This is a genomic window from Mesorhizobium sp. M0676 (genome assembly GCF_040320535.1).
Lineage (GTDB): Bacteria > Pseudomonadota > Alphaproteobacteria > Rhizobiales > Rhizobiaceae > Mesorhizobium.
Genome location: NZ_JAMYPU010000016.1, coordinates 67,307 through 85,794, shown reverse-complemented (window position 1 = coordinate 85,794; position 18,488 = coordinate 67,307). Strand labels below are relative to the sequence as shown.

Annotated in this window: 24 protein-coding genes and 2 pseudogenes; 7 read left to right on the top strand and 19 right to left on the bottom strand. The window is 62.5% G+C overall.

The window, feature by feature from the left end; genetic code table 11:
* Positions 1-107 precede the first annotated feature (107 nt).
* From NKI35_RS18970 to NKI35_RS18960, 3 genes are all read right to left on the bottom strand, one after another.
* Positions 108-893: a GGDEF domain-containing protein gene (locus NKI35_RS18970; protein WP_023738635.1), complete on the bottom strand. Its 786-nt coding sequence runs from the start codon at positions 891-893 to the stop codon at positions 108-110.
* Positions 894-1,170: 277 nt separating this feature from the next.
* The gene (locus NKI35_RS18965) at positions 1,171-1,830 is read right to left on the bottom strand and encodes a hypothetical protein (protein WP_023814918.1); all 660 of its coding nucleotides are present in this window, start codon (positions 1,828-1,830) and stop codon (positions 1,171-1,173) included.
* 469 nt (positions 1,831-2,299) lie between these two features.
* Positions 2,300-2,812, bottom strand: coding sequence for a DinB family protein (locus NKI35_RS18960; protein ID WP_023684734.1), 513 nt, complete (start codon positions 2,810-2,812; stop codon positions 2,300-2,302).
* 68 nt (positions 2,813-2,880) lie between these two features.
* Here NKI35_RS18960 and NKI35_RS31335 point away from each other — a divergent pair.
* Positions 2,881-2,967 (top strand): annotated as a pseudogene (locus NKI35_RS31335) (glutathione S-transferase family protein); the annotation flags it as partial.
* Between the two features lie 121 nt (positions 2,968-3,088).
* Positions 3,089-3,724, top strand: a complete 636-nt coding sequence (gene bluB, locus NKI35_RS18955; RefSeq protein WP_352741228.1) for a 5,6-dimethylbenzimidazole synthase — start codon at positions 3,089-3,091, stop codon at positions 3,722-3,724.
* A 9-nt stretch (positions 3,725-3,733) separates the two neighbouring features.
* On the opposite strand, the gene NKI35_RS18950 is transcribed toward bluB, so the two are convergent.
* Positions 3,734-3,958, bottom strand: a complete 225-nt coding sequence (locus NKI35_RS18950) for a hypothetical protein (RefSeq protein ID WP_352741227.1) — start codon at positions 3,956-3,958, stop codon at positions 3,734-3,736.
* Between the two features lie 217 nt (positions 3,959-4,175).
* Here NKI35_RS18950 and ndk point away from each other — a divergent pair, with 217 nt between their 5' ends.
* Positions 4,176-4,598, top strand: coding sequence for a nucleoside-diphosphate kinase (gene ndk, locus NKI35_RS18945; RefSeq protein WP_352741226.1), 423 nt, complete (start codon positions 4,176-4,178; stop codon positions 4,596-4,598).
* A gap of 86 nt (positions 4,599-4,684) precedes the next feature.
* Here ndk and NKI35_RS18940 read toward each other — a convergent pair whose 3' ends face one another.
* The gene (locus NKI35_RS18940; protein WP_352741225.1) at positions 4,685-5,140 is read right to left on the bottom strand and encodes a MarR family winged helix-turn-helix transcriptional regulator; all 456 of its coding nucleotides are present in this window, start codon (positions 5,138-5,140) and stop codon (positions 4,685-4,687) included.
* 64 nt (positions 5,141-5,204) lie between these two features.
* Between NKI35_RS18940 and NKI35_RS18935 the strand changes: the two genes are divergently transcribed.
* On the top strand, positions 5,205-5,681 hold the full coding sequence (locus NKI35_RS18935; protein WP_352741224.1) for a cupin domain-containing protein: 477 nt from the start codon (positions 5,205-5,207) through the stop codon (positions 5,679-5,681).
* 2 nt (positions 5,682-5,683) lie between these two features.
* Here NKI35_RS18935 and NKI35_RS18930 read toward each other — a convergent pair whose 3' ends face one another.
* The 6 genes from NKI35_RS18930 to NKI35_RS18905 all read right to left on the bottom strand — a co-directional run bounded on the left by NKI35_RS18930 (position 5,684) and on the right by NKI35_RS18905 (position 10,860).
* The gene (locus NKI35_RS18930) at positions 5,684-6,412 is read right to left on the bottom strand and encodes a YbaY family lipoprotein (protein ID WP_352741223.1); all 729 of its coding nucleotides are present in this window, start codon (positions 6,410-6,412) and stop codon (positions 5,684-5,686) included.
* Between the two features lie 107 nt (positions 6,413-6,519).
* Positions 6,520-6,993 carry a molybdenum cofactor biosynthesis protein MoaE gene (locus tag NKI35_RS18925; protein ID WP_352741222.1) on the bottom strand — a complete coding sequence of 158 codons (474 nt, stop codon included), beginning with the start codon at positions 6,991-6,993 and terminating at the stop codon, positions 6,520-6,522.
* Positions 6,994-6,997: 4 nt separating this feature from the next.
* Complete coding sequence (gene moaD / locus NKI35_RS18920) at positions 6,998-7,255, bottom strand: molybdopterin converting factor subunit 1 (protein ID WP_023673448.1); 258 nt, start codon at positions 7,253-7,255, stop codon at positions 6,998-7,000.
* A gap of 1 nt (position 7,256) precedes the next feature.
* Positions 7,257-7,853, bottom strand: coding sequence for a CDP-diacylglycerol--glycerol-3-phosphate 3-phosphatidyltransferase (gene pgsA, locus NKI35_RS18915; RefSeq protein WP_023673449.1), 597 nt, complete (start codon positions 7,851-7,853; stop codon positions 7,257-7,259).
* A gap of 170 nt (positions 7,854-8,023) precedes the next feature.
* Complete coding sequence (gene uvrC / locus NKI35_RS18910; protein ID WP_023752534.1) at positions 8,024-10,099, bottom strand: excinuclease ABC subunit UvrC; 2,076 nt, start codon at positions 10,097-10,099, stop codon at positions 8,024-8,026.
* Positions 10,096-10,860: an SDR family oxidoreductase gene (locus NKI35_RS18905; RefSeq protein ID WP_023738625.1), complete on the bottom strand. Its 765-nt coding sequence runs from the start codon at positions 10,858-10,860 to the stop codon at positions 10,096-10,098. The genes uvrC and NKI35_RS18905 overlap by 4 nt, the downstream gene beginning before the upstream one ends.
* Positions 10,861-11,271: 411 nt before the next feature.
* Between NKI35_RS18905 and NKI35_RS18900 the strand changes: the two genes are divergently transcribed.
* A complete protein-coding gene (locus tag NKI35_RS18900) occupies positions 11,272-11,922 on the top strand; it encodes an outer membrane protein (protein ID WP_023673452.1) in 651 nt (216 codons plus the stop codon).
* 63 nt (positions 11,923-11,985) lie between these two features.
* Here NKI35_RS18900 and NKI35_RS18895 read toward each other — a convergent pair whose 3' ends face one another.
* From NKI35_RS18895 to NKI35_RS18885, 3 genes are all read right to left on the bottom strand, one after another.
* Entirely contained in the window at positions 11,986-12,582 is a 597-nt protein-coding gene (locus NKI35_RS18895) for a glutathione S-transferase family protein (RefSeq protein ID WP_023689091.1), read from the bottom strand.
* Positions 12,583-12,922: 340 nt separating this feature from the next.
* Positions 12,923-13,312: a hypothetical protein gene (locus tag NKI35_RS18890; RefSeq protein ID WP_023673454.1), complete on the bottom strand. Its 390-nt coding sequence runs from the start codon at positions 13,310-13,312 to the stop codon at positions 12,923-12,925.
* Positions 13,313-13,894: 582 nt separating this feature from the next.
* Entirely contained in the window at positions 13,895-14,188 is a 294-nt protein-coding gene (locus NKI35_RS18885) for a DinB family protein (protein WP_352741221.1), read from the bottom strand.
* 119 nt (positions 14,189-14,307) lie between these two features.
* Here NKI35_RS18885 and NKI35_RS18880 point away from each other — a divergent pair, with 119 nt between their 5' ends.
* Entirely contained in the window at positions 14,308-14,448 is a 141-nt protein-coding gene (locus NKI35_RS18880; RefSeq protein ID WP_352741220.1) for a hypothetical protein, read from the top strand.
* 68 nt (positions 14,449-14,516) lie between these two features.
* Positions 14,517-15,107, top strand: coding sequence for a TetR/AcrR family transcriptional regulator (locus tag NKI35_RS18875; protein ID WP_352741254.1), 591 nt, complete (start codon positions 14,517-14,519; stop codon positions 15,105-15,107).
* A gap of 97 nt (positions 15,108-15,204) precedes the next feature.
* On the opposite strand, the gene NKI35_RS18870 is transcribed toward NKI35_RS18875, so the two are convergent.
* The 5 genes and pseudogenes from NKI35_RS18870 to NKI35_RS18850 form a co-directional block, all read right to left on the bottom strand.
* Complete coding sequence (locus NKI35_RS18870) at positions 15,205-15,651, bottom strand: hypothetical protein (RefSeq protein WP_023673457.1); 447 nt, start codon at positions 15,649-15,651, stop codon at positions 15,205-15,207.
* Between the two features lie 201 nt (positions 15,652-15,852).
* Positions 15,853-16,275: a VOC family protein gene (locus NKI35_RS18865; protein WP_352741219.1), complete on the bottom strand. Its 423-nt coding sequence runs from the start codon at positions 16,273-16,275 to the stop codon at positions 15,853-15,855.
* Positions 16,276-16,551: 276 nt separating this feature from the next.
* Positions 16,552-16,695: pseudogene (locus NKI35_RS18860) on the bottom strand (MarR family transcriptional regulator); the annotation flags it as partial.
* 320 nt (positions 16,696-17,015) lie between these two features.
* Positions 17,016-17,864, bottom strand: a complete 849-nt coding sequence (locus NKI35_RS18855; RefSeq protein ID WP_352654453.1) for a 23S rRNA (adenine(2030)-N(6))-methyltransferase RlmJ — start codon at positions 17,862-17,864, stop codon at positions 17,016-17,018.
* Between the two features lie 7 nt (positions 17,865-17,871).
* On the bottom strand, positions 17,872-18,486 hold the full coding sequence (locus tag NKI35_RS18850) for a hypothetical protein (RefSeq protein ID WP_352654451.1): 615 nt from the start codon (positions 18,484-18,486) through the stop codon (positions 17,872-17,874).
* Positions 18,487-18,488 lie beyond the last annotated feature (2 nt).

Sequence of the window (18,488 nt, the reverse complement as noted above, 5' to 3'; positions counted from 1 at the left end):
TCGACACCATGGAAGCTGACGGCGCCCGCGCGTGTTCCAGGTCGCATTGCCGCGATCCGTTTGAAAAGCGCCTGCGCCCGACCGGAGCCTCGACTGGCGCCCGCATTTCAATGCAACGTCGGATCACCGGCCAGCAGGGCGCGCGGCCCGGTCGTTTCGAAACTGACCTGGTCGCGGCCGTTGGATTTGGCCTTGTAGAGGTGCCGGTCGGCCGTCAGGAACATGTCGGCATAGGTGGTGGGTCCGCTGAAGGCGACGCCACCGATGCTCACCGAGAGCGGACAGGGCCGTCCACCCGGAGCAAACTCGACCTCGCGGATGCGCCGCCGGATCCCCTCAGCAACCAGCCAGGACTGCGACGGGTCGGCGCCAGGCAGGAAGATGGCGAACTCCTCGCCGCCGATGCGTCCAACGATGTCGGCGCCGCGCAGCTGAGCCTTGATCGTCTGCGCGATCAGCTTGAGCGCTTGATCGCCGCAATCGTGGCCCAATCGATCGTTGATAGTCTTGAAATGATCGGCGTCGACGATCAGCAGGGCGCCGGCATCGACGACGGCCTGGCTGCGCGCCTGTTCGAGATAGGCCTCGACCAGCATCGAAAACGCGCCGCGGTTGAACACCGCGGTCAGGCTGTCGGTCGCCGCGACAATGCTCAGATTCTTCTGGGCGATCGCCAGCTGGCGCATCTTGTACATAAGGAAAGAGAAGAACGACCCACCCAGCACGAGCGGCAGCAACAGGTCGGTGAGCTGCGCCCAGCGCAATGCTTCGGGCGACAGCGACGGAAAATTGTAGGAATCGACAAGGAAGGCCGCCGCGATGCAGATCGCCGTGCCGACAACCGTGACTGCTATGACCCTGCCCCAGCTCGTGGGCGACAGATCGACCCGCATGCCAATTTCTCCCACTGTGTTCGCTATTTTGCAGCGGGAACACAAATGAAACCCTAAACCCTTGCCTTCAATTCTAATGTGGTTAACGGTTAATCGAAAGTGTGACCGATTGCCGTGAAGATGCCGGCGGTCACAAAAAGCCCGCCACTTGCGCGGCGGGCTTTCCGACTGGCCGGAGGCTTCTCGTCAGCGCATGTCCCTCGGGAAGTCTGGGCCATGCGGTAGGAGAGTGCCGTAAAGCCTCACGGCTGGTTCGACACTCCCGGCGAAACCTGTCTCAGCGACGCGAGATCATAAGGCATAGCTGCCGCAGATCGCTGTCGTAGGTGCCCTCACTGGCGAGCACATCGACGCAGCGCTTCTTCATACGTGTCAGCTGGCTGTTCGACATGCTGGCGACGACACCGGGTGTCCCAGGTGTGCCTGGTGTTCCAGGAGTTCCTGGAGTGCCGGGCGTACCCGGCGTACCGGGCGTGCCCGGCGTTCCGCCAATGCCGACGCCGACGCCGACGTTGATGCCGCTGCCGACGTTGACGCCGACACCGGCCTTGATACCTCCGCTGCCGCCGACCGTGGCCCCAACACCGGCCTTGATGCCACCGGCTCCGCCGACCGTCGCGCCAGCGCCGGCCTTGATGCCGCTGCTACCGCCGACTGAGGCGCCGAGGCCCGCAGTAACGCCGCTATTGCCGCCGACCGTTGCGCCAGCACCCGCCTTGATACCGCCGCTGCCGCCGACCGAGGCGCCGGCACCGGCCTTGACCCCGCCGCTGCCGCCTATCGAAGCGCCAACACCTGCATTGATGCCGCCAGCACCGCCGATAGATGCGCCGACACCGACGCCAATTCCGCCTCCTGCATTCGCGGGAGCGGCAAAAATAACGATAATTGCACCCGCCGCCAGTGTTCTAGCGATTTTCTGGGTGATATTAACCATGACACTCTCCTTGTTGCCGTTCTGCTTTGCGCATTGCAATATGCCAGCAAACCAAAGCAGACATATGCTTATGCACTCACAGCTACGCACGAGTCTTCCTTATAGTTTCTTTATTTTTTTCGACATAGGCCGTTGTAGTTCTCAATCAGTGTACTCGGTTTCTAAAAAAAAATATGTTTTTGCTTCAATATTTAAACTTTGTTGAATTTATTAAATAGAAACTCTACTGAAAAATGGAGCAGGTTGTAGCGGCCCGCCGAGCAAGGGGCGGCGCCAAAGGGCGGCACAAGCCACCGGGCAGCGTCGTGCAAACCACGGGCTTCAAAAACCCGGCTTGGGATTCTTTGGCGCTGTCCGTCGCGTCCAGAGGCGTTTCACTGGTATCGGCGGCCAGGTCGCAGACGGATGGCACAAAGGCACCGAGGGATGTCGCCTCCGGCGTCTTCAAACGCAAACCGCGGTCAAGAAATCAGGCGTAGGCGCGGCCTTCGTCGGTGCGTTGGAAAAAGGCCAGGTCGAGCTGCACCGAAGGCCGGCCGAGAATGGTCAGGATGGCGTGCGCCTGGCCGCGGTGATGGGTCTGGTGGTTGAAGACGTGTCCCAGCGCCGGCGCCAGCCGCTGCGAGACGGTGCGCATGTCGGAAACGGTCATGTAGGAGAAGCGGCCGGACAAAGCCTTTTCGGTCAAACCGCCGACCCAGTCGACGATCCGCCTGTCCTCGGCCTCACGCGCCAGCTTCAAGCCAGGCAACGCGCGGTGCAGGATGGCGTCGAGTTTTGCCGGCGCGTCGCCCTCGCCGGTGAAGCGTTTCATCCAGATGCGGTCGGTGGCCAGCAGATGGTTGAGCGTGCCCATCATCGAGCCGAAAAATGCGCCGACATCGCGGTTGAACTCTTCTTCCTCAAGTGCGGCGACGGCATCGTAGATGCGGCCATTGGCCCATTGATTGTAGGCCGCGAACATCATGAAATGCTGTTTCATCTTTTTCCCGCCGACGAGTTCCGCTTCAGCCGCAGGCGACTAATTAGACCGCGAGGGCGCAGCCGCCAATGACCATTCTGTTCAATGAACTCGTCGGACACGACGCGACCCGTCCGTTCAGCCCGCATTGCTGGAAGGAGGCGGCGGCAGCAGCTTAGGGAGTAGGCAGTAGGCAATAGGGTCCGAGCGCTGTACTGCCTACTGCCTACTGCCTACTGCCCACTGCCTACTGCCTACTGCCTGCTGCCTATTCCCCACACAAGTCTCCTGATCGCCATGCCACCACCCCTCGATTTCACCGATGATTTTCGCGCCGGGCTGGTCACGCTGCTGCGCTGGCGCCGGGATGTGCGGCGCTTCGAGCGGACGGCTTTGCCCGAGGGTACGCTGGAGCGGCTGCTGGAGCTTGCCAGCATCGCGCCGTCCGTCGGTCTCAGCCAGCCGTGGCGCTTCGTGGTGGTCGACAGCGCCGAGCGGCGGGGCGCGGTGAGAGACTGTTTCGAGCGCTGCAATGCCGAGGCGCTGGCATGCTTTTCGGGCGAGCGCGCCGCGCTCTATGCCCGGCTGAAGCTCGCCGGTCTCAATGAAGCGCCCTGCCAGTTCGCGGTTTTCGCCGACCGCACGACGCAACAGGGCCATGGGCTCGGCCGCATGACGATGCCGGCAACCATCGACTATTCGGCCGTCATGGCGGTGCACACGCTGTGGCTGGCGGCGCGGGCGGAAGGCATCGGCATGGGCTGGGTGTCTATCCTCGACGCGGCCGAGATGGCCGCAATCCTGGACACCCCGCCTGAGTGGACGCTGATCGGCTATTTCTGCCTCGGCTATGCCAGCGAGGAGCATGATCTGCCGACACTGGAGCGCGAAGGCTGGGAGCAGCGGCGGCAGCCGGTGGTGATCAGGCGGTAAGGCTGCCGATCACTTCGTCTCTTCCTTGGCGATGAGCTTGACGCAGATCGGGTCGCCCTTCGGCATCGGGGTGCATTGCCATTCGGGGCCGAAGCCGAAGTTCGTATTTGTGCGGCGACCCAAAAAGAGCAGCAGAACAATGCCCACGGCAGCAAAAATGCCGATAGTCAATAGGCTCCCTTTTATGTCGCCCGGCCTGAGGTGGTGGTAGGGCCAGCGCGTCCCGTCAAACATGGTCCGATGTCTTTCCGTTCCGTGCGTGCCTGCGCAATCGCCATTTTCCCGCAAGCCTTGCCTTTGACCAGAGCGTTGCGAACAGCCATGCGGGCGGTCGCGGCCGAATAACGCTGCCGGGGCGCGTCCCCTTGGCAATGGGCCGGGCGGCTTGTATAGAGCCCGCCACTCCACATTCCGATCTCAAGACTTTCCATCTCAAGACAAGGACGACCCCATGGCGCTCGAACGCACCTTTTCCATGATCAAGCCGGACGCGACCCGGCGCAATCTTACCGGCGCCATCACCAGGATGCTGGAAGAGGCCGGCCTGCGCGTCGTCGCCTCACGTCGCGTGTGGATGAGCCGCCGCGAGGCCGAAGGCTTTTACGCCGTCCACAAGGATCGTCCGTTCTTCGGCGAACTGGTGGAATTCATGTCATCGGCGCCGACCATCGTGCAAGTTCTGGAAGGCGAAAACGCCATTGCCAGGAACCGCGAAGTGATGGGACCGACCAACCCCGCCAACGCCGCCGAAGGAACCATCCGCAAGGTCCACGCGCTGTCGATCGGCGAGAATTCCGTGCACGGCTCCGACGCGCCGGAAACCGCTGCTGAAGAGATCAAGTACTGGTTCTCCGACACCGAGATCGTCGGCTGAGCCGACGCGAACCAATGTATGCAAGAGGCCGGCACTTCGCCGGCCTTTTTCTTTGGTCAGGTCCCGGCTTCGGCTTCATGCCGCTTTCAACGGATGAGCGGCGTGTCCCAGAGGTCGCCGAGCAGCGTTTTCAGCTCCGTGAAACGCTTCTCGCCCAGTTCCTCGGCCCATTCCCGTTCGATGTCGAGCAGGATGTCGGCCATCTTCTGGTATGCGGCGCGCCCGCGGTCGGTGAAGTGGACGACGGTCCCGCCGCTCTCATCGGGTGCCGCCGAGCGAGTGATATAACCCATCGCTTCCAGCGTCTTCAGCAGTTGATTCATGGCCTGCTTGCTCATCGCGGCGCGCTCGGCGAGCGCGCTCGGCCGAAGGCCATCCGGGCCGGGATATTGGATCACCGCCATATGCGGCGGGCTGAGGTCCTCGAAACCCGACGCCCTGAGATCCCTGATCAGCTTGCGGTGAATGGCCATGGCCGGAACGCGCAGCAGTGCACCGATCAGCGGTGGCTTCTTTGGCGGTTCTTCCCTGGAAAATGGCATTGACACTCGGGTAAATTGAGTTTACTCATTTCGGTAAATCCGATTTACCACATGGGAGGGTGAAATGCTAGACAGAGCTAGCCAGATCAGCGTCAATCCGGCCGACGAGACAATCAGCCATGGCGGCCTTGCCGTGCGCTTCCTGCTTACCGGCGACCAGTCGAACGGCAGCATCGCCGCCTTCGAACTGACGGTCGCCGGCTCGCAGCGCCTGCCCGCCCCGGCGCACAGCCACGATCACTATGAAGAGACGATGTACGGGATCGAAGGCGTGCTGATGCTGACCGTCGACGGACACCGGCACGATATCGGGCCGGGCCAGGCGCTGTGCATTCCGCGCGGCGCGGTTCACCGCTTCGACAACGACACCGCCGCGACCGCCAAGGTGCTGTGCGTGGTGACGCCGGCGGCGATCGGCCCGGACTATTTTCGCGGGGCCTTCGCCATCTTCAGCACTGGCGGCCCGCCAGACCGCACCAGGCTGATGGACCTGATGCGCCGGTTCGGCCTGACGCCGGCGCCCCCGCCGCCGCAGTCTTGATCTTAACTCGCTGCGTTGAAGCGCAAGATGTCGCGGCCGTCCTTGTCGGCGATGATCAGCTTGCCGCCATCGACACGGTATGACGCCGCCTTGGCGAGCGCCTCGAACAGCGCCTTTTCCTCGGCCATGATCTCCGGCGCGCAGGCTTTGTAGGTCGAGCCGATGTCGCTGATGACGATGGTCTCGCCATCGACCTTGGCGGTGGCGAAATAGGCGTTGCACGGGCCGCTGCCGCCCGCCTTGCCGGCTTCGCTGACCCGGAACGTCGCCTGCGGCTCCGAAATCACGCCGATACCGTCGATATACTCGACCAGCCAGCTCTGGCCGAACAGCGAGGCCGAGGTCGGCTTGTCGCTCGGCGCCACCATTTTCAGCACAATGGCCTGCGGCGCGTCGCTGAGCGGATCGACCTGATAGCGCGAGTCCGTGACGAACAGCAGCTTGTCGTCGGCGGTGATGCGCGCCTGCAGCGCATAGGTCATGTTGGGCCGGATCACCGTTGAATCGAAGCTGATCTCGAACTTGATCGGCACCTGGCCGGCCGGCGCTACCTTGCGCTCGCCGACAATGGCGGCCGGCCCATCGGCCAGCGATACATCGGCAAGTTGAACCGACAGCACGGCGTTGGGCGGCAGCGCGATGCGCTCGCGATACATCACCTCGCCCTTCAGGGTCTTCTCGGCGGCGACGGAAGGCTCGGGAACGGCCAGAACGCCGATAACCAGCGGCACAAAACCGAGACGAAGAATTCGGCGATCCTGTCCAGCATGCCCTTGCTCCCTTTTTGCCGATGCGATTTGGCCAAGGGAATGCGGTCAATACATGGCTGCGCCGAGATTTATTCGGGCCGCGCCTTCCAGCGCGCCGCAGCCTGGTCGTCGGCGTCCTTGGCCTCGACCCAGCCGCCATCGGTGCCGTCCACGCGGTGCTCCTTCTTCCAGAAGGGTGCACGAGATTTCAGGAAATCCATCAGGAAATTGGCCGCTTCGAACGCCGCCTGCCGGTGCGAGGACGCTGCCACCACCAGCACGATGTTTTCGCCCGGTGCGATCTTGCCGTGGCGATGGATGACGGTCAGCCCTTGCAGCGGCCAGCGCTGAAGCGCCTCGCCGGCGATCCGGCTGATTTCGGCCTCGGCCATGCCGGGATAGTGCTCGAGTTCCAGGGCCGACAGCTGGCCCTGCTCGTCGCGGCAAAGTCCTGAGAAGGACACTACGGCGCCGATGTCGGCGCGACCCTCGGTCAGTTTCGCGATCTCGGCGGCAACGTCGAAATCGTCGCGCTGGATGCGCACCGTCGGCGCGCCGGACATGGTGTCAGCCCCCGGTCATCGGCGGAAACAGCGCGATCTCGCGCGCGCCGGCTATCTTCTCGCGATGCTCGACATGTTCCTGGTTGATGGCGACGCGGATCACATCAGGATATTGCAGCGCGTGCTCATATTCCTCGCCACGCGATTTCAGCCAGCGCAGGAGGTCGGCCACCGTCTCGATACCGGCGGGCAGTTCGACATCCTCTTCCGGCTTGCCGATCCGTTCGCGCACCCAGGCGAAATAAATGAGCCGGGTGATCATCTCACTCGTCCATGATGTGCTTGAGGCCGGCGCGGAAATAGTCGTAGCCGGTGTAGAGCGTGACGAGGGCTGCGATCCACAGCAGCACCAGTCCGGTCTGCGTGGTCAGCGGGAAGATCTTGTCGCCGGCAGGCCCAGCCAGCAGGAAGGCGATGGCGACCATCTGGATGGCGGTCTTCCATTTGGCGAGTTGCGTCACCGGCACCGAGACTTTCAATGCCGCCAAATATTCGCGCAGCCCCGAAACCAGGATTTCGCGGCACAGGATGATGATTGCCGCCCACAACGACCAGCCTGCGATGCCGGCATGGCGGTCGGTGTCGGCGGCGAGCAGCAGCAGGCAGGTGGCGACCAGCAGTTTATCGGCGATCGGATCCAGCATCTTGCCGATGTTGGACGTCTGCTGCCAGGCGCGCGCCAGATAGCCGTCGAGATAGTCGGTGATCGAAGCCAGCAGGAAGATGATCAACGCCGACCAGCGGGCGAAGTCGCTCGATTTCAGATGCCCCTCGAGAAAAAAGCACAGCACCACCAGCGGCACCGCGACGATGCGGGCATAGGTAAGCATGTTAGGCAGGTTGAACGCGCGCTTGGCCATATCTCAGGGACTCTTTCTGCCTGCGTACTCAAATCAGAACCGGATGTAGGGGGTCAACAGGCGAGATTCGATTGGCCAGACGAAAATAGCGCGCGATTGCCGGGATTCGAGTGGCCTGCGAGAAAAGAACGGCTGCTGCCATTTGATCGGGACAGCGGCGTCACCGGCGCTCAGCTCTCATGGAAATGATTGTAGACGAGCTTGGCGACCTGCTCTGAAATACCGTCGACCTTGACCAGATCCTCGACTGCCGCGCGGCTGACCGCCTTCGCAGTGCCGAAGGCCAGCAGCAGCGCGCGCTTGCGGCCGGGACCGATGCCGGCGATCTCGTCGAGCGGGCTCTTGACCAATTCCTTCTTGCGCCGCGCGCGGTGCGAACCGATGGCGAAGCGATGGACCTCGTCGCGCAGCCGCTGGACGAAATAGAGCACGGGATCCCGCACGGGGAGCGAAAACGAGTCCCTGCCTCTGACGAAAAAACGCTCGCGGCCGGCATCGCGGTCTTGGCCCTTGGCGATGCCGATGGCCGCCACGCGATCCTCGATGCCGAGGTCGGCGAGGATCTTGCGCACCGCGCTCATCTGGCCCTGGCCGCCATCGATCAGGATGACGTCCGGCCAGGCCGGGAAGCTGCCGGAGATGTCTTCCTCAATGTCGTCGCCTGCTCCACCGGCTGCCGCGTCGTCGGGAACGACATCGCCATGTTCCTTCAGCAGCCGCGAAAAGCGCCGTTCCATCACCTCGCGCATCATGCCGAAATCGTCACCGGGCGTGATCTCGGTCGAGCGGATGTTGAATTTGCGGTACTGGTTCTTCACAAACCCTTCCGGCCCGGCGACGACCATGGCGCCAACGGCGTTGGTGCCCATAATATGCGAATTGTCATAGACCTCGATGCGCACCGGCGGCTTCGGCAGGCCGAAGGTCTCGGCAAAGCCGGCGAGCAGCCGGCCTTGCGTGGAGGTTTCGGCCAGCCGGCGGCCGAGCGCCTCGCGGGCATTCTGCAGCGCGTTGTCGGTCAAATCCTTCTTCTCGCCGCGCTGCGGCACCGAGATCGACACTTTACGGCCGGCGCGGGTGGACAGCGCTTCGGCCAACAGTTCCTGATCCTGGACGCCTCGCGACAGCAGAATGTTCCGTGGCGTCGGCTTGTCGTCATAGAACTGCGCCAGGAACGAGCCCAGCACTTCCGCCCCCTCCAGTGCCGGATCGGCCTTGGGGAAATAGGCGCGGTTGCCCCAGTTCTGGCCGGTGCGGAAGAAAAACACCTGGATACAGACCTGGCCGCCCTCCTGATGGATGGCAAAGACATCGGCCTCGTCGACGGTGGCCGGGTTGATGCCCTGATGGCTCTGCACATGCGACAGCGCTGCCAGCCGATCACGATAAATGGCGGCGCGCTCGAAATCGAGCTCCTGCGAGGCCTGCTGCATGGCGGCAGAGATTTCGGTCTTCACCTTCTGGCTGCGGCCCGACAGAAAATCCTTCGCCTCGCTGACCAGCTCGGCATAGTCGCCATGCGAGATTTCGCCGGTGCAGGGACCGGCACAGCGCTTGATCTGGTAGAGCAGGCACGGCCGGGTGCGGTTTTCGTAGAAGGAGTTGGTGCAGCTCCTGAGCAGGAAGGCGCGCTGCAGCGAATTGATGGTGCGCCCGACCGCGCCGGCCGACGCAAAAGGTCCGAAATAGTCGCCCTTGCGCGAGCGCGCACCGCGATGCTTGTAGATGCCGGGCGAGACGTGATCGCCGGTCAACAGGATGTAAGGGAACGACTTGTCGTCCCGCATCAGCACATTGAAACGCGGCCGCAAGCGCTTGATGAGATTGGCCTCGAGCAGCAGCGCTTCGATTTCGGTGCGGGTGACGACGAACTCCATCGTCGATGTCTCGCGCACCATGCGGCCGATGCGGGCGGTGTGGAACCGGCCTTGCGCGTAGTTGGTCACCCGCTTCTTCAGGCTGCGCGCCTTGCCGACATAAAGCACGTCGCCGGCAGCGTTCATCATGCGGTAGACGCCGGGCGCATTGGGCAGCCGCTTGACCAATGTCTGGATGACCTCGGCGCCGACCATGCCGTCGGCGTCGCCGGCATGCGGCGCCCAGTCTATCGCTGTGAAGGCGACATCGGGCCCGGTGGCCTCGGGCTCGACGATCTCCTCGACCGCTTCATCCTCAAGGTCGATGTCGGGCGGCATATCGTCGGCGGCGCCGGCGCGCGTCTTGTGTTTCTGGTCTGCGGGACTCATTCCACCATGCCTGTCACATCCGGCGTCTGCCATGCAAGATGCTGGCCGCCGTCAAGCGCGATCATCTGGCCGGTCACCGAGCGCGCATCCCAGAGATAGCGAATGGTGGCGCCGAATTCGGCCAATTGCGGGCCGCGCTTCAGAATCAGGCCATCGACCTGCTTCTGGAAATCATCATCTTCCTGGCGCGCATTCTTCAGCGTTGGACCGGGACCGATGGCGTTGACGCGGATGCGCGGACCGAGCGCCTGTGCCAGCATTTCGGTCTGCGTCCACAAGGCCGACTTCGACAGCGCATAAGAGAAATAGCGCGGCGTCGGCCGCCAGACGCGCTGGTCGATGATGTTGACGATCAGCCCCTCCTGCCCTGGCGGCAAGGCGCGGGCGAAGTTTTGCGCCAACAGCGCCGGCGTCTTCACATGGATGGCGAAGTGAAGGTCCCATGCCGCCCAGTCGAAGTCCTCGACGCTATCGTCGACGAACAGCGACGCATTGTTGACAAGTAGCGTGACCGGGCCGAGCGCTGCCGCGGCGCGGCCGACGAGATCGCCAACCGCATCCATGTCGGTCAGATCGGCGGCTACCACGCCGGCGCGGGCGCCTCCGTCCCTGATGCTCGCAGCCAGCGCGTCGGCCTCGGCGGTCGAGCGGTTGGCGTGGATGGCGACGGCAAAACCGTGCGCGGCCAGATCCTCGACGATCGCCTTGCCGATCCGCTTCCCCCCGCCCGTCACCAGCGCCGTTCCGGCGGCTTCGATCATCTGTCAATCCTCAATCTGCGCCTCAATTCGGCTAGCGGCACATTGTGACGCGTCCAGGGGTTAAATGCCGTTTCCACCTGGGGCAGGAATGTGGCGAAACGGCTTTTTCGCCGCCGGCACCGCCCCGGATTCGGGTCGGCAGGACCGCAATATAGGACGCTGAACCCGTTGCACCAAGCCGAGTGCAGTGCAGCATCGCCTGCGTACTGACATTTCGCTGTTGCGAAGATGCAACGTCAAGCTTCGGCCTCATTCGTGCCGGGGAATGACCCATTTTCAGGTTCGCTGCCGCCGCATTTTGACACGACATTCGGAACCGTTGAGTGCCAGATCCGTTTCACCCCCCGGACGGGTTGATGGCGCTCAGGACAAACCAGCCTACGTGTCTTGTGGCTTAAGGAGTAAACAACAATGCAAACCAATCTCAAATTCGCGCCGCTCGCGGTTGCGCTCGGGCTCTTCGCCCTCAGCGGTACCGCTTTTGCTGCCGATGTCGTCTCGGAAGAGCCCCCGGCGCCGGCCCCGATCGCCGAGCTCCCCGTCGCTTCCTGGGCCGGCCCGTATGCCGGTCTCAGCGCCGGCTACGGCTTCAGCGGTCATGCCAAAGTCCAGGACGGCGGCCCCGACATCAAGACCAAGGGCTTTGTCGGCGGCGTTTTCGGCGGCTACCAGTGGCAGCAGGAAAACTTCGTGTACGGTGCTGAAGCCGATCTCGGCTACAATGGCGTCAAGGGTGACAGCGGCGGCGTCAATTCCAAGGGCGGCTTCGAAGGCTCGCTGCGCGCCCGTCTGGGTTACGCCGTGACCCCGGAAATCCTGCTCTACGGCACCGGCGGCGGCGCCCTGAAGAACCAGAAGGTCTCGGTCCCCGGCGACAGCGACAGCAACACCATGCTCGGCTGGACGGCCGGCGTCGGCACCGACATCAAGATCACCGACAATGTGTTCGGCCGTGTCGAGTACCGCTACACCGACTTCGGTTCCAAGAGCTTCGACAGTGTCGGCACCAAGGTCAAAGAGAGCGACAACCGCGTCACCTTCGGCGTCGGTATGAAGTTCTAACTGTCGTTCAAGCCACGACACAAGAAAGCCGGGCCTCGCGCCCGGCTTTTTTTGTTTCGCCCGTTAGGCCGGCACAGCCACCTTCAGCCCCGGAAACTTCTCATCGAAACGCGCTGCCCAGCGGGTCAGGCGGCCGCGGCCCTTTTCCCATTTGCCGGCGAAGCGCAGAGAGAGGTAGCCGAGGCAGGCACGCAACGCCAGCTGGCCAAGCGTGATCTTCTTCGGCAGCTTCGGCGGATTGGCGTTGAGGAAATCGAGTGCGGCGGTGATCTTGGTCCACTGGCGATCGAGCCAGGGTTGATAGACCATCTCCTCCGGACGCGTGCGCCGCTCATAGACCATCGACAGCGCGCAGTCGCATATGCCGTCGGCCAGCGCCTCCAGCACTTCGGCCTCGAGGCGCTTGTCGGCATTGCGCGGCAACAACAGGCTCTTCGAAGCGCGGTTGAGATGCTGGGTGATCGCGCGGCTGTCATGGATCGAGCGGCCGTCGTCGAGCACCAGCACCGGAATCTTGCCGAGAGGATTGGCTGACATCAGTTCAGCAGGCTTGTCCTCGGTCTTGACTGGCACGAGCTCGACGGCAATGCCGGCATGGAGTGCTGCCATGCGCACCTTGGAACTGTAGGGGGATGAGGACGCGTAGAGCAGCTTCGGCATGATCGGTTCCCTGTTTTCGGACGGCCAGTGCATGTCGCTCAAAAATGCGGTTCCGGTCTTGAGAACGACGCGCGTAAAACAAAGGTCTAGAGCGCGTCGCCTGAACCCCATCGGATGCGACCGCCTTAGTGTTGGCCGATCTTCCCTGAGGGGCAACTGCCAGAAGGGCAAAACCAGGCGGCCAATCCGCCGACAATGAAGTCCCCAATGCATGTCGCATAGAATTGGCGTCGATTGCGAGAGAACGACATGCATCAAAACAAGACCTAAATCACAACAAAAAAGCTCCCGGGAATCTGCCAGTCGGCAAAGTTCCCGGGAGCTTTGAGATGGTCCGCTGTTACTTCTTCTTGGCGGCTGGCTTTTTGGCCGGTGCAGCCTTCTTCACAGCTGCCGTCGACTTGGCGGCGGCGGCCTTCATCGGAGCCTTGGCGGCGGGTTTTGCCGCTGCCTTGGCTGCCGGCTTCTTGGCGGCGGGCTTGGCTGCTGCCTTCGCAGCAGGCTTCGCCACAGCCTTGGCGGCCGGCTTCTTGGCGGCGGGTTTCGCTGCTGCCTTGGCGGCGGGTTTTGCAACTGCCTTAGCTGCCGGCTTTGCCGCTGCCTTGGCGGCCGGCTTTGCCGCTGCCTTCGGTGCTGCCTTCTTTACTGCTGCAGGTTTCGCGGCAGCTTTCGGTGCCGCTTTCTTTGCCGGCGCTTTCGCCGCCGGCGCCTTCGTCGTGGTCTTTGCCATGCGATGCCCCTTGCGTTTGTGCCGATGGCCGTGAGTGACCCGGCGAGCTAATGCATATCTGACTCGTGCGTATCTAGCCAGCGAAGCATTACATAGAATTTCGCAGATTAAGTTTCGGTTACGCTGAGAGCATTATCGCAATGATCGGCACAGAAATCGGCAAAGAATCTTCCCGCTCCGCAGCGAACTATTGCGAGAGAAATCTCTGATATCGCGACTCACACGATCTTCTCGTCAAGCTCACATTCTCTTGCAACGCCGTCGATCTCACGCGGTCATCGGCGGCCTATCGGATTGGCAACAATCATCGCACCGCAGAGGCTGATCTTGCTTCATCCCCACGGTTGCAGGAACAGCACTAAACTAGACGCGAGCTTTTTACTCGTATATCGAAAGTGGTTGGATGGAAGCCAGGAAAGACAGCACTTGAAGGGACAGCCTGTTGTGTCGGACGTTTCCCAGACGAGAAGGGAGATCGCCAGCTTCGGCGCAAGAGATGCCTAACGGAAATGGGAAACGAAGATCGGGGAATCCTCCTTCCCAGGAAGCCGCGATCCCTTGGAAGCCAAGGGGTGCAGGCCCCTAAGCGCCAACCCGCTCGCGCACCTGCAGCCGGCGCGAAGGCTCGGTCTGGTGGAGGTGGACGGCAAACGTATCCCACGGCGGCGCAATGCCGATCTGCATCAGGATCCGCCCGATCTCGCCGCGGTGATAGCCGCCATGCGTGACGACATGTGTCGGCATTTCCTGGCGTGACATCATCGCCCTGTCGCCGTCGGTGAAGGTGAAAGGCACAGGCTCTGACATGAGCTTTGGCGAGGCGGCTTCGATATAGTCGAGATACCAACGATCCATCGCAGCGACATCAGCGCTCAATTCATCGAGTGCCGGTGTGTCCTCGGTGTTGTCGGACGCATAGCCATGACGCGTGCCGGAAAGATGCGCGGCGAATATCTTCGATACGACAGGTTGTGGTTGATGAGACGGGTCGCCGTGTGGCGCTGATCGATATGCTCCTGCTGGTCGAGGCCCGCAAGCTTCTCCAGCAATTCACCATTCGCCCAGGCTTGATAAACGAAGAGGCTGCGGAGCAAATCCAGCGCGTCTATGGTCTATATCCTTTGCAAGAAATGTGAGTATGTTGTCTATATTCTTGGCTGCTGGAGCAGACATGTCTACTCGCATTGCAAAGCCGCGCTCACGCATGCGCAAGCAGCCGCGCCAGGCGCGTTCGAGAGCGACGGTCGAGGCGATCATCGAAGCCGGTGCTCATGTTCTGAGCGCGCTCGGCTGGGCCGGCTTCACCACCAACAAGGTGGCCGATGCGGCCGGCGTCAGCATCGGCTCGCTCTATCAATATTTTCCCGACAAGCTGTCGCTGGTCGAAGCAATTCGCCGGCGACATTTCGATCAGGTGCTGTCGGTGATCGCCGAATCAGCAGAAGGCGACAAGCCGCTCAAGCGATTCGCGCAGGAGCTGGTGCGCGGCATGATCGGTGCGCACAGCATCCATCCGACGCTGCATCAGGTGCTGCTCGACGAGGCGCCGGGCGATCGGGGCTCACGCGCCGCCCATGCCTCGTTCCAGTCGCGCTATCTGGATCACTACACGGCGGCGGTGGCGCAATATCGCAGGCGCAGAAAGGACAATGAGACCGTGGCCCGGGTGCTGTCCTCAGCGGTCGAGGGCGTCATCCACAATGCCGCGCGGCGAGACATGCTCGACGCGCCGGAACTGCAGAAGCAGTTGGTCGAGCTGATCTGCGCTTACGTGTCTGGTGGGAAGGCGTTGTGAGGCAGCGGCAGCAGTTCGGAGATTGGCGAAACCGGAGCGACATCAGATCTCCCCCTTGCGGGGAGATGGCAGGTTCAACTGCGGTTTTTATCCGACCTTAGCGCAGGACGCGGCAGCGGCCGTTGTAGACCATCCAGCGGTCGAAGCCCGAGACGCAGAATTCGACATTGTCGCCGATCGAGGCAAAACCCTGGCCTTCCTCGATCAAGTACCAGATCGTGCGGGCGCGGCCATCGGAAAGGCTGACGGTGGCGCCGCAATAGCGGCGGCCGATCGGCCATTCTTCGCTGGCCGGGAGATAGCGATGCTGGTGGATGCGCTGGAAATCGGTGATCGAAACATCCGGCAGATGCGGCACGTGATGCACCTGGTAGGAGAAGCGGCTGGAGATTTTGCTTAGCACCCAGGCCTCGCCGCAAACGCCGCTGTCCTCGTCGGAATAGACGGAAAGATCGGCGGCCTGCGCTGGCTGGCCAAGGGGTGCGGCCAGCGGCGTGCAAAGCGAAATCAGGGCAGCAAGAGCGGATTTGGCAAAGCGAGTCATGGCAGCCTCTCAAAGGTCGACTGCGCCCACTTTGCGGATTCGGCGGCGCGCGGTCAAGCGGTCGCGCTGACGATGGTTTCCCGCTCCGCAACCGGTTTTGCCGGTGCGAAGCTGTGAAACCACGTTCTGAGCCTTTGAAAAAGCTCGCCTTGCCCATTTAGGAAGCGGCCTGCCATGGCCGGCGGGGCGCCGAAACCCGGTTCAGCTTTGCTTGGCGTCGCCCTGCGGTACGGCGGCCGGGTCCATCCACATCGCTTCCCAGACGTGGCCGTCAGGATCGGCCAGGCTGCGATTGTACATGAAGCCATAGTCCTGCTGGGCGTTGATGTCGGCGGCGCCGCCATTTTTCGCCGCCGCCTCGTTCATCGCATTGACCGCCGCGCGGCTGTCGCAGGACACGGCAAGCATGACCTCGCTCGAGGTGGCCGGTGGGATGGGGCGATCGGTGAACTGACGCCATTTGGCATGGGTGAGCAGCATGACGTTGATCGTTTCGCTCAGCACCATGCAGGCTGCGGTGTCGTCGGTGAAGTGCGGGTTGTTGTCGAAGCCGAGGGCTTTGTAGAATGCCATCGACGCAGCGAGATCGGCGACGGGCAGGTTGACGAAGATCATGCGGGGCATAGGGTCTCCTTGACAGTACACAGTTGAAACCGGACCGGCGTTTCGCCGGACCATCCTCCGATGCCTTCTCTCAACGCACCGGTTTTGCTTTGCCGCGCACCCTCTCGGTCTGCGCCTTCTGCATCGCTTCGACCTCTTAGATGAAGCCGAGCAAAAACTGCATCTCGGCCGCCGAATATTCTCCAGCAATGCGGCGCCCGCCTCGAGGATCGGATGGTAGCAGCGCCGGACGAGTTCCTCGGTCTTCTTGCCCGCCGCGACCATGACCTTGCGCCTGTCATCGGGATCCGGCTGACGGCTGACGAAGCCGCGCTTTTCCAGCCGGTCGATCAACGTCGTGACCGCCGCCGGCGTGAGATTTGTCTCCCTCGCTACGAGGTTTTCCGGCCCCGCCGGCCGTGATTGATCGCACCGAGACAGCGGCGCTCGGCAGCGCTCAGCACATAGATTTCGGCGACGGTCCCATCGAACGTTTCGACGGCATCCTGCCAGCGCGACATCGCGAAGCCTATCGCGTTAACCAGTTCCTCTTCTGTCGATCTTGGCTTCGATTCGAAATCTAATAATTAGATATCTATCTATCTGATTCTGGGATTAGCGTCAACGCCGAGCCGATTAGATGTGCATCTCCATGGTTTCGGTTCGTTGAACACAGCTGAGCATTCGCGGATGGCGCCCACCGTCAAAACCTCTAGCGACTTTGTGTCTTTGCCGCGGGCGTCGCCCGCTGCGAAGCGTCGCTACTCCCCGGCCAGCCATTCCAGCGACCAGTGCGCCGGCTTTTCGACCGCCAGCAATCTGTGCAGGACCGGCAGCACGATGCGCAGTTCGCGCTCCAGCGTGAAGGGCGGGTTGACCACCACCATGCCGCTGCCGTCGAGGCTTGGTTCACGCGATGCCGGCCGGATCTCGAACTCGATGTCGAGCAACTTTGGGACGCCGGATTGCTTGAGCGCCTTGCGGAAGGCGATGATCGCTTTGCGATCCTTGATCGGATACCACAGCGCGTAGATGCCACCCGGCCAGCGCCTGTGCGCTTTCTGCATGCCGTCGACCAGGCGGTCGAATTCGCCGGCTTCCTCGAACGGCGGATCGATCAGCACCAGGCCGCGCTTTTCCTTCGGCGGCAGATGCGCGCCAAGCGCCAGCCAGCCGTCGAGTTCGATCACCCTTGTCTGGAAATCGCCGGCAAACAGCGTCTTCAGCCTGGCAGCATCTGCCTCGTGCAGTTCGATCGCCGACAACCGGTCCTGCTTTCGCATGAGGTGCCTGGCGATCAATGGCGAGCCCGGATATCTCTTCACCCCGCCATCGGGATTGAGCGAACGCACCGCTTCAAGATAGGGGGCAAGCAGCGCGGCCGCCGATTTTTCGATCGGGGCGTCGATGAGGCGGCCGATGCCGCCTTGCCATTCACCGGTCTTTTGCGCTTCCGCCGACGACAGATCGTAGCGGCCAATGCCGGCATGAGTGTCGACGACACGGAACGCCTTGTCCTTCTGCTTCAGATAGTCGAGCAGAAGGCTGAGCACGACATGCTTGACGACGTCGGCGAAATTGCCGGCGTGATAGGCGTGACGGTAGTTCATGCCGCGCTCATGTCGAGGAGCCTCTGCCCCAACGCGGCGGTGGCGGCTTCGAGTTCGGGTTCTCCGGCCGGCGACCGCCAAAAGCCAGAGCAAGCAGGAAGCCGATCAGGCCGACGGCCATCAGCCCGTAGCCGACCGGCCGTGCGCGTTGATCGATCTCACCGGCGCCGGAGCGCAGTATCAGATCCACTGCGCGTATCGGGATATCGTCGGCGTCGCCCGGGCCGGCGGTGAAGAGATAGGCGCCGGGACTGACGGTTTCTATCACGCCGGCCTCGTCGCGAAAGATCTTGTCGGGCAGTTGCGGGCTGACCTGGCGCGGATTGTCGGCGTGGTTGAATTGCAGCGTCGAGGCAAGCACCGTGCGGCCGGCTGTGGCGGCAGTCAGCGTCAGCACGGTGCGCTGCTGCGAGACAATGCGCTCGGCCTTTGCCGTCAGGTCGACCAGCACTCTGACCGGCGCGTCGCCAGCTTTCAGCGTCACCGTCACAGGCCTAAACCGTCCCTGGTCGTAGACGCGCCAGGCGCCGATCTCGTGGCCGGAGAAATTGCTCATGGCCCAGGGATAGACGAAGCCAATGGCGGCGCCGGCAAGCAGTATCAAGACAAACAGAAGGCGCATTG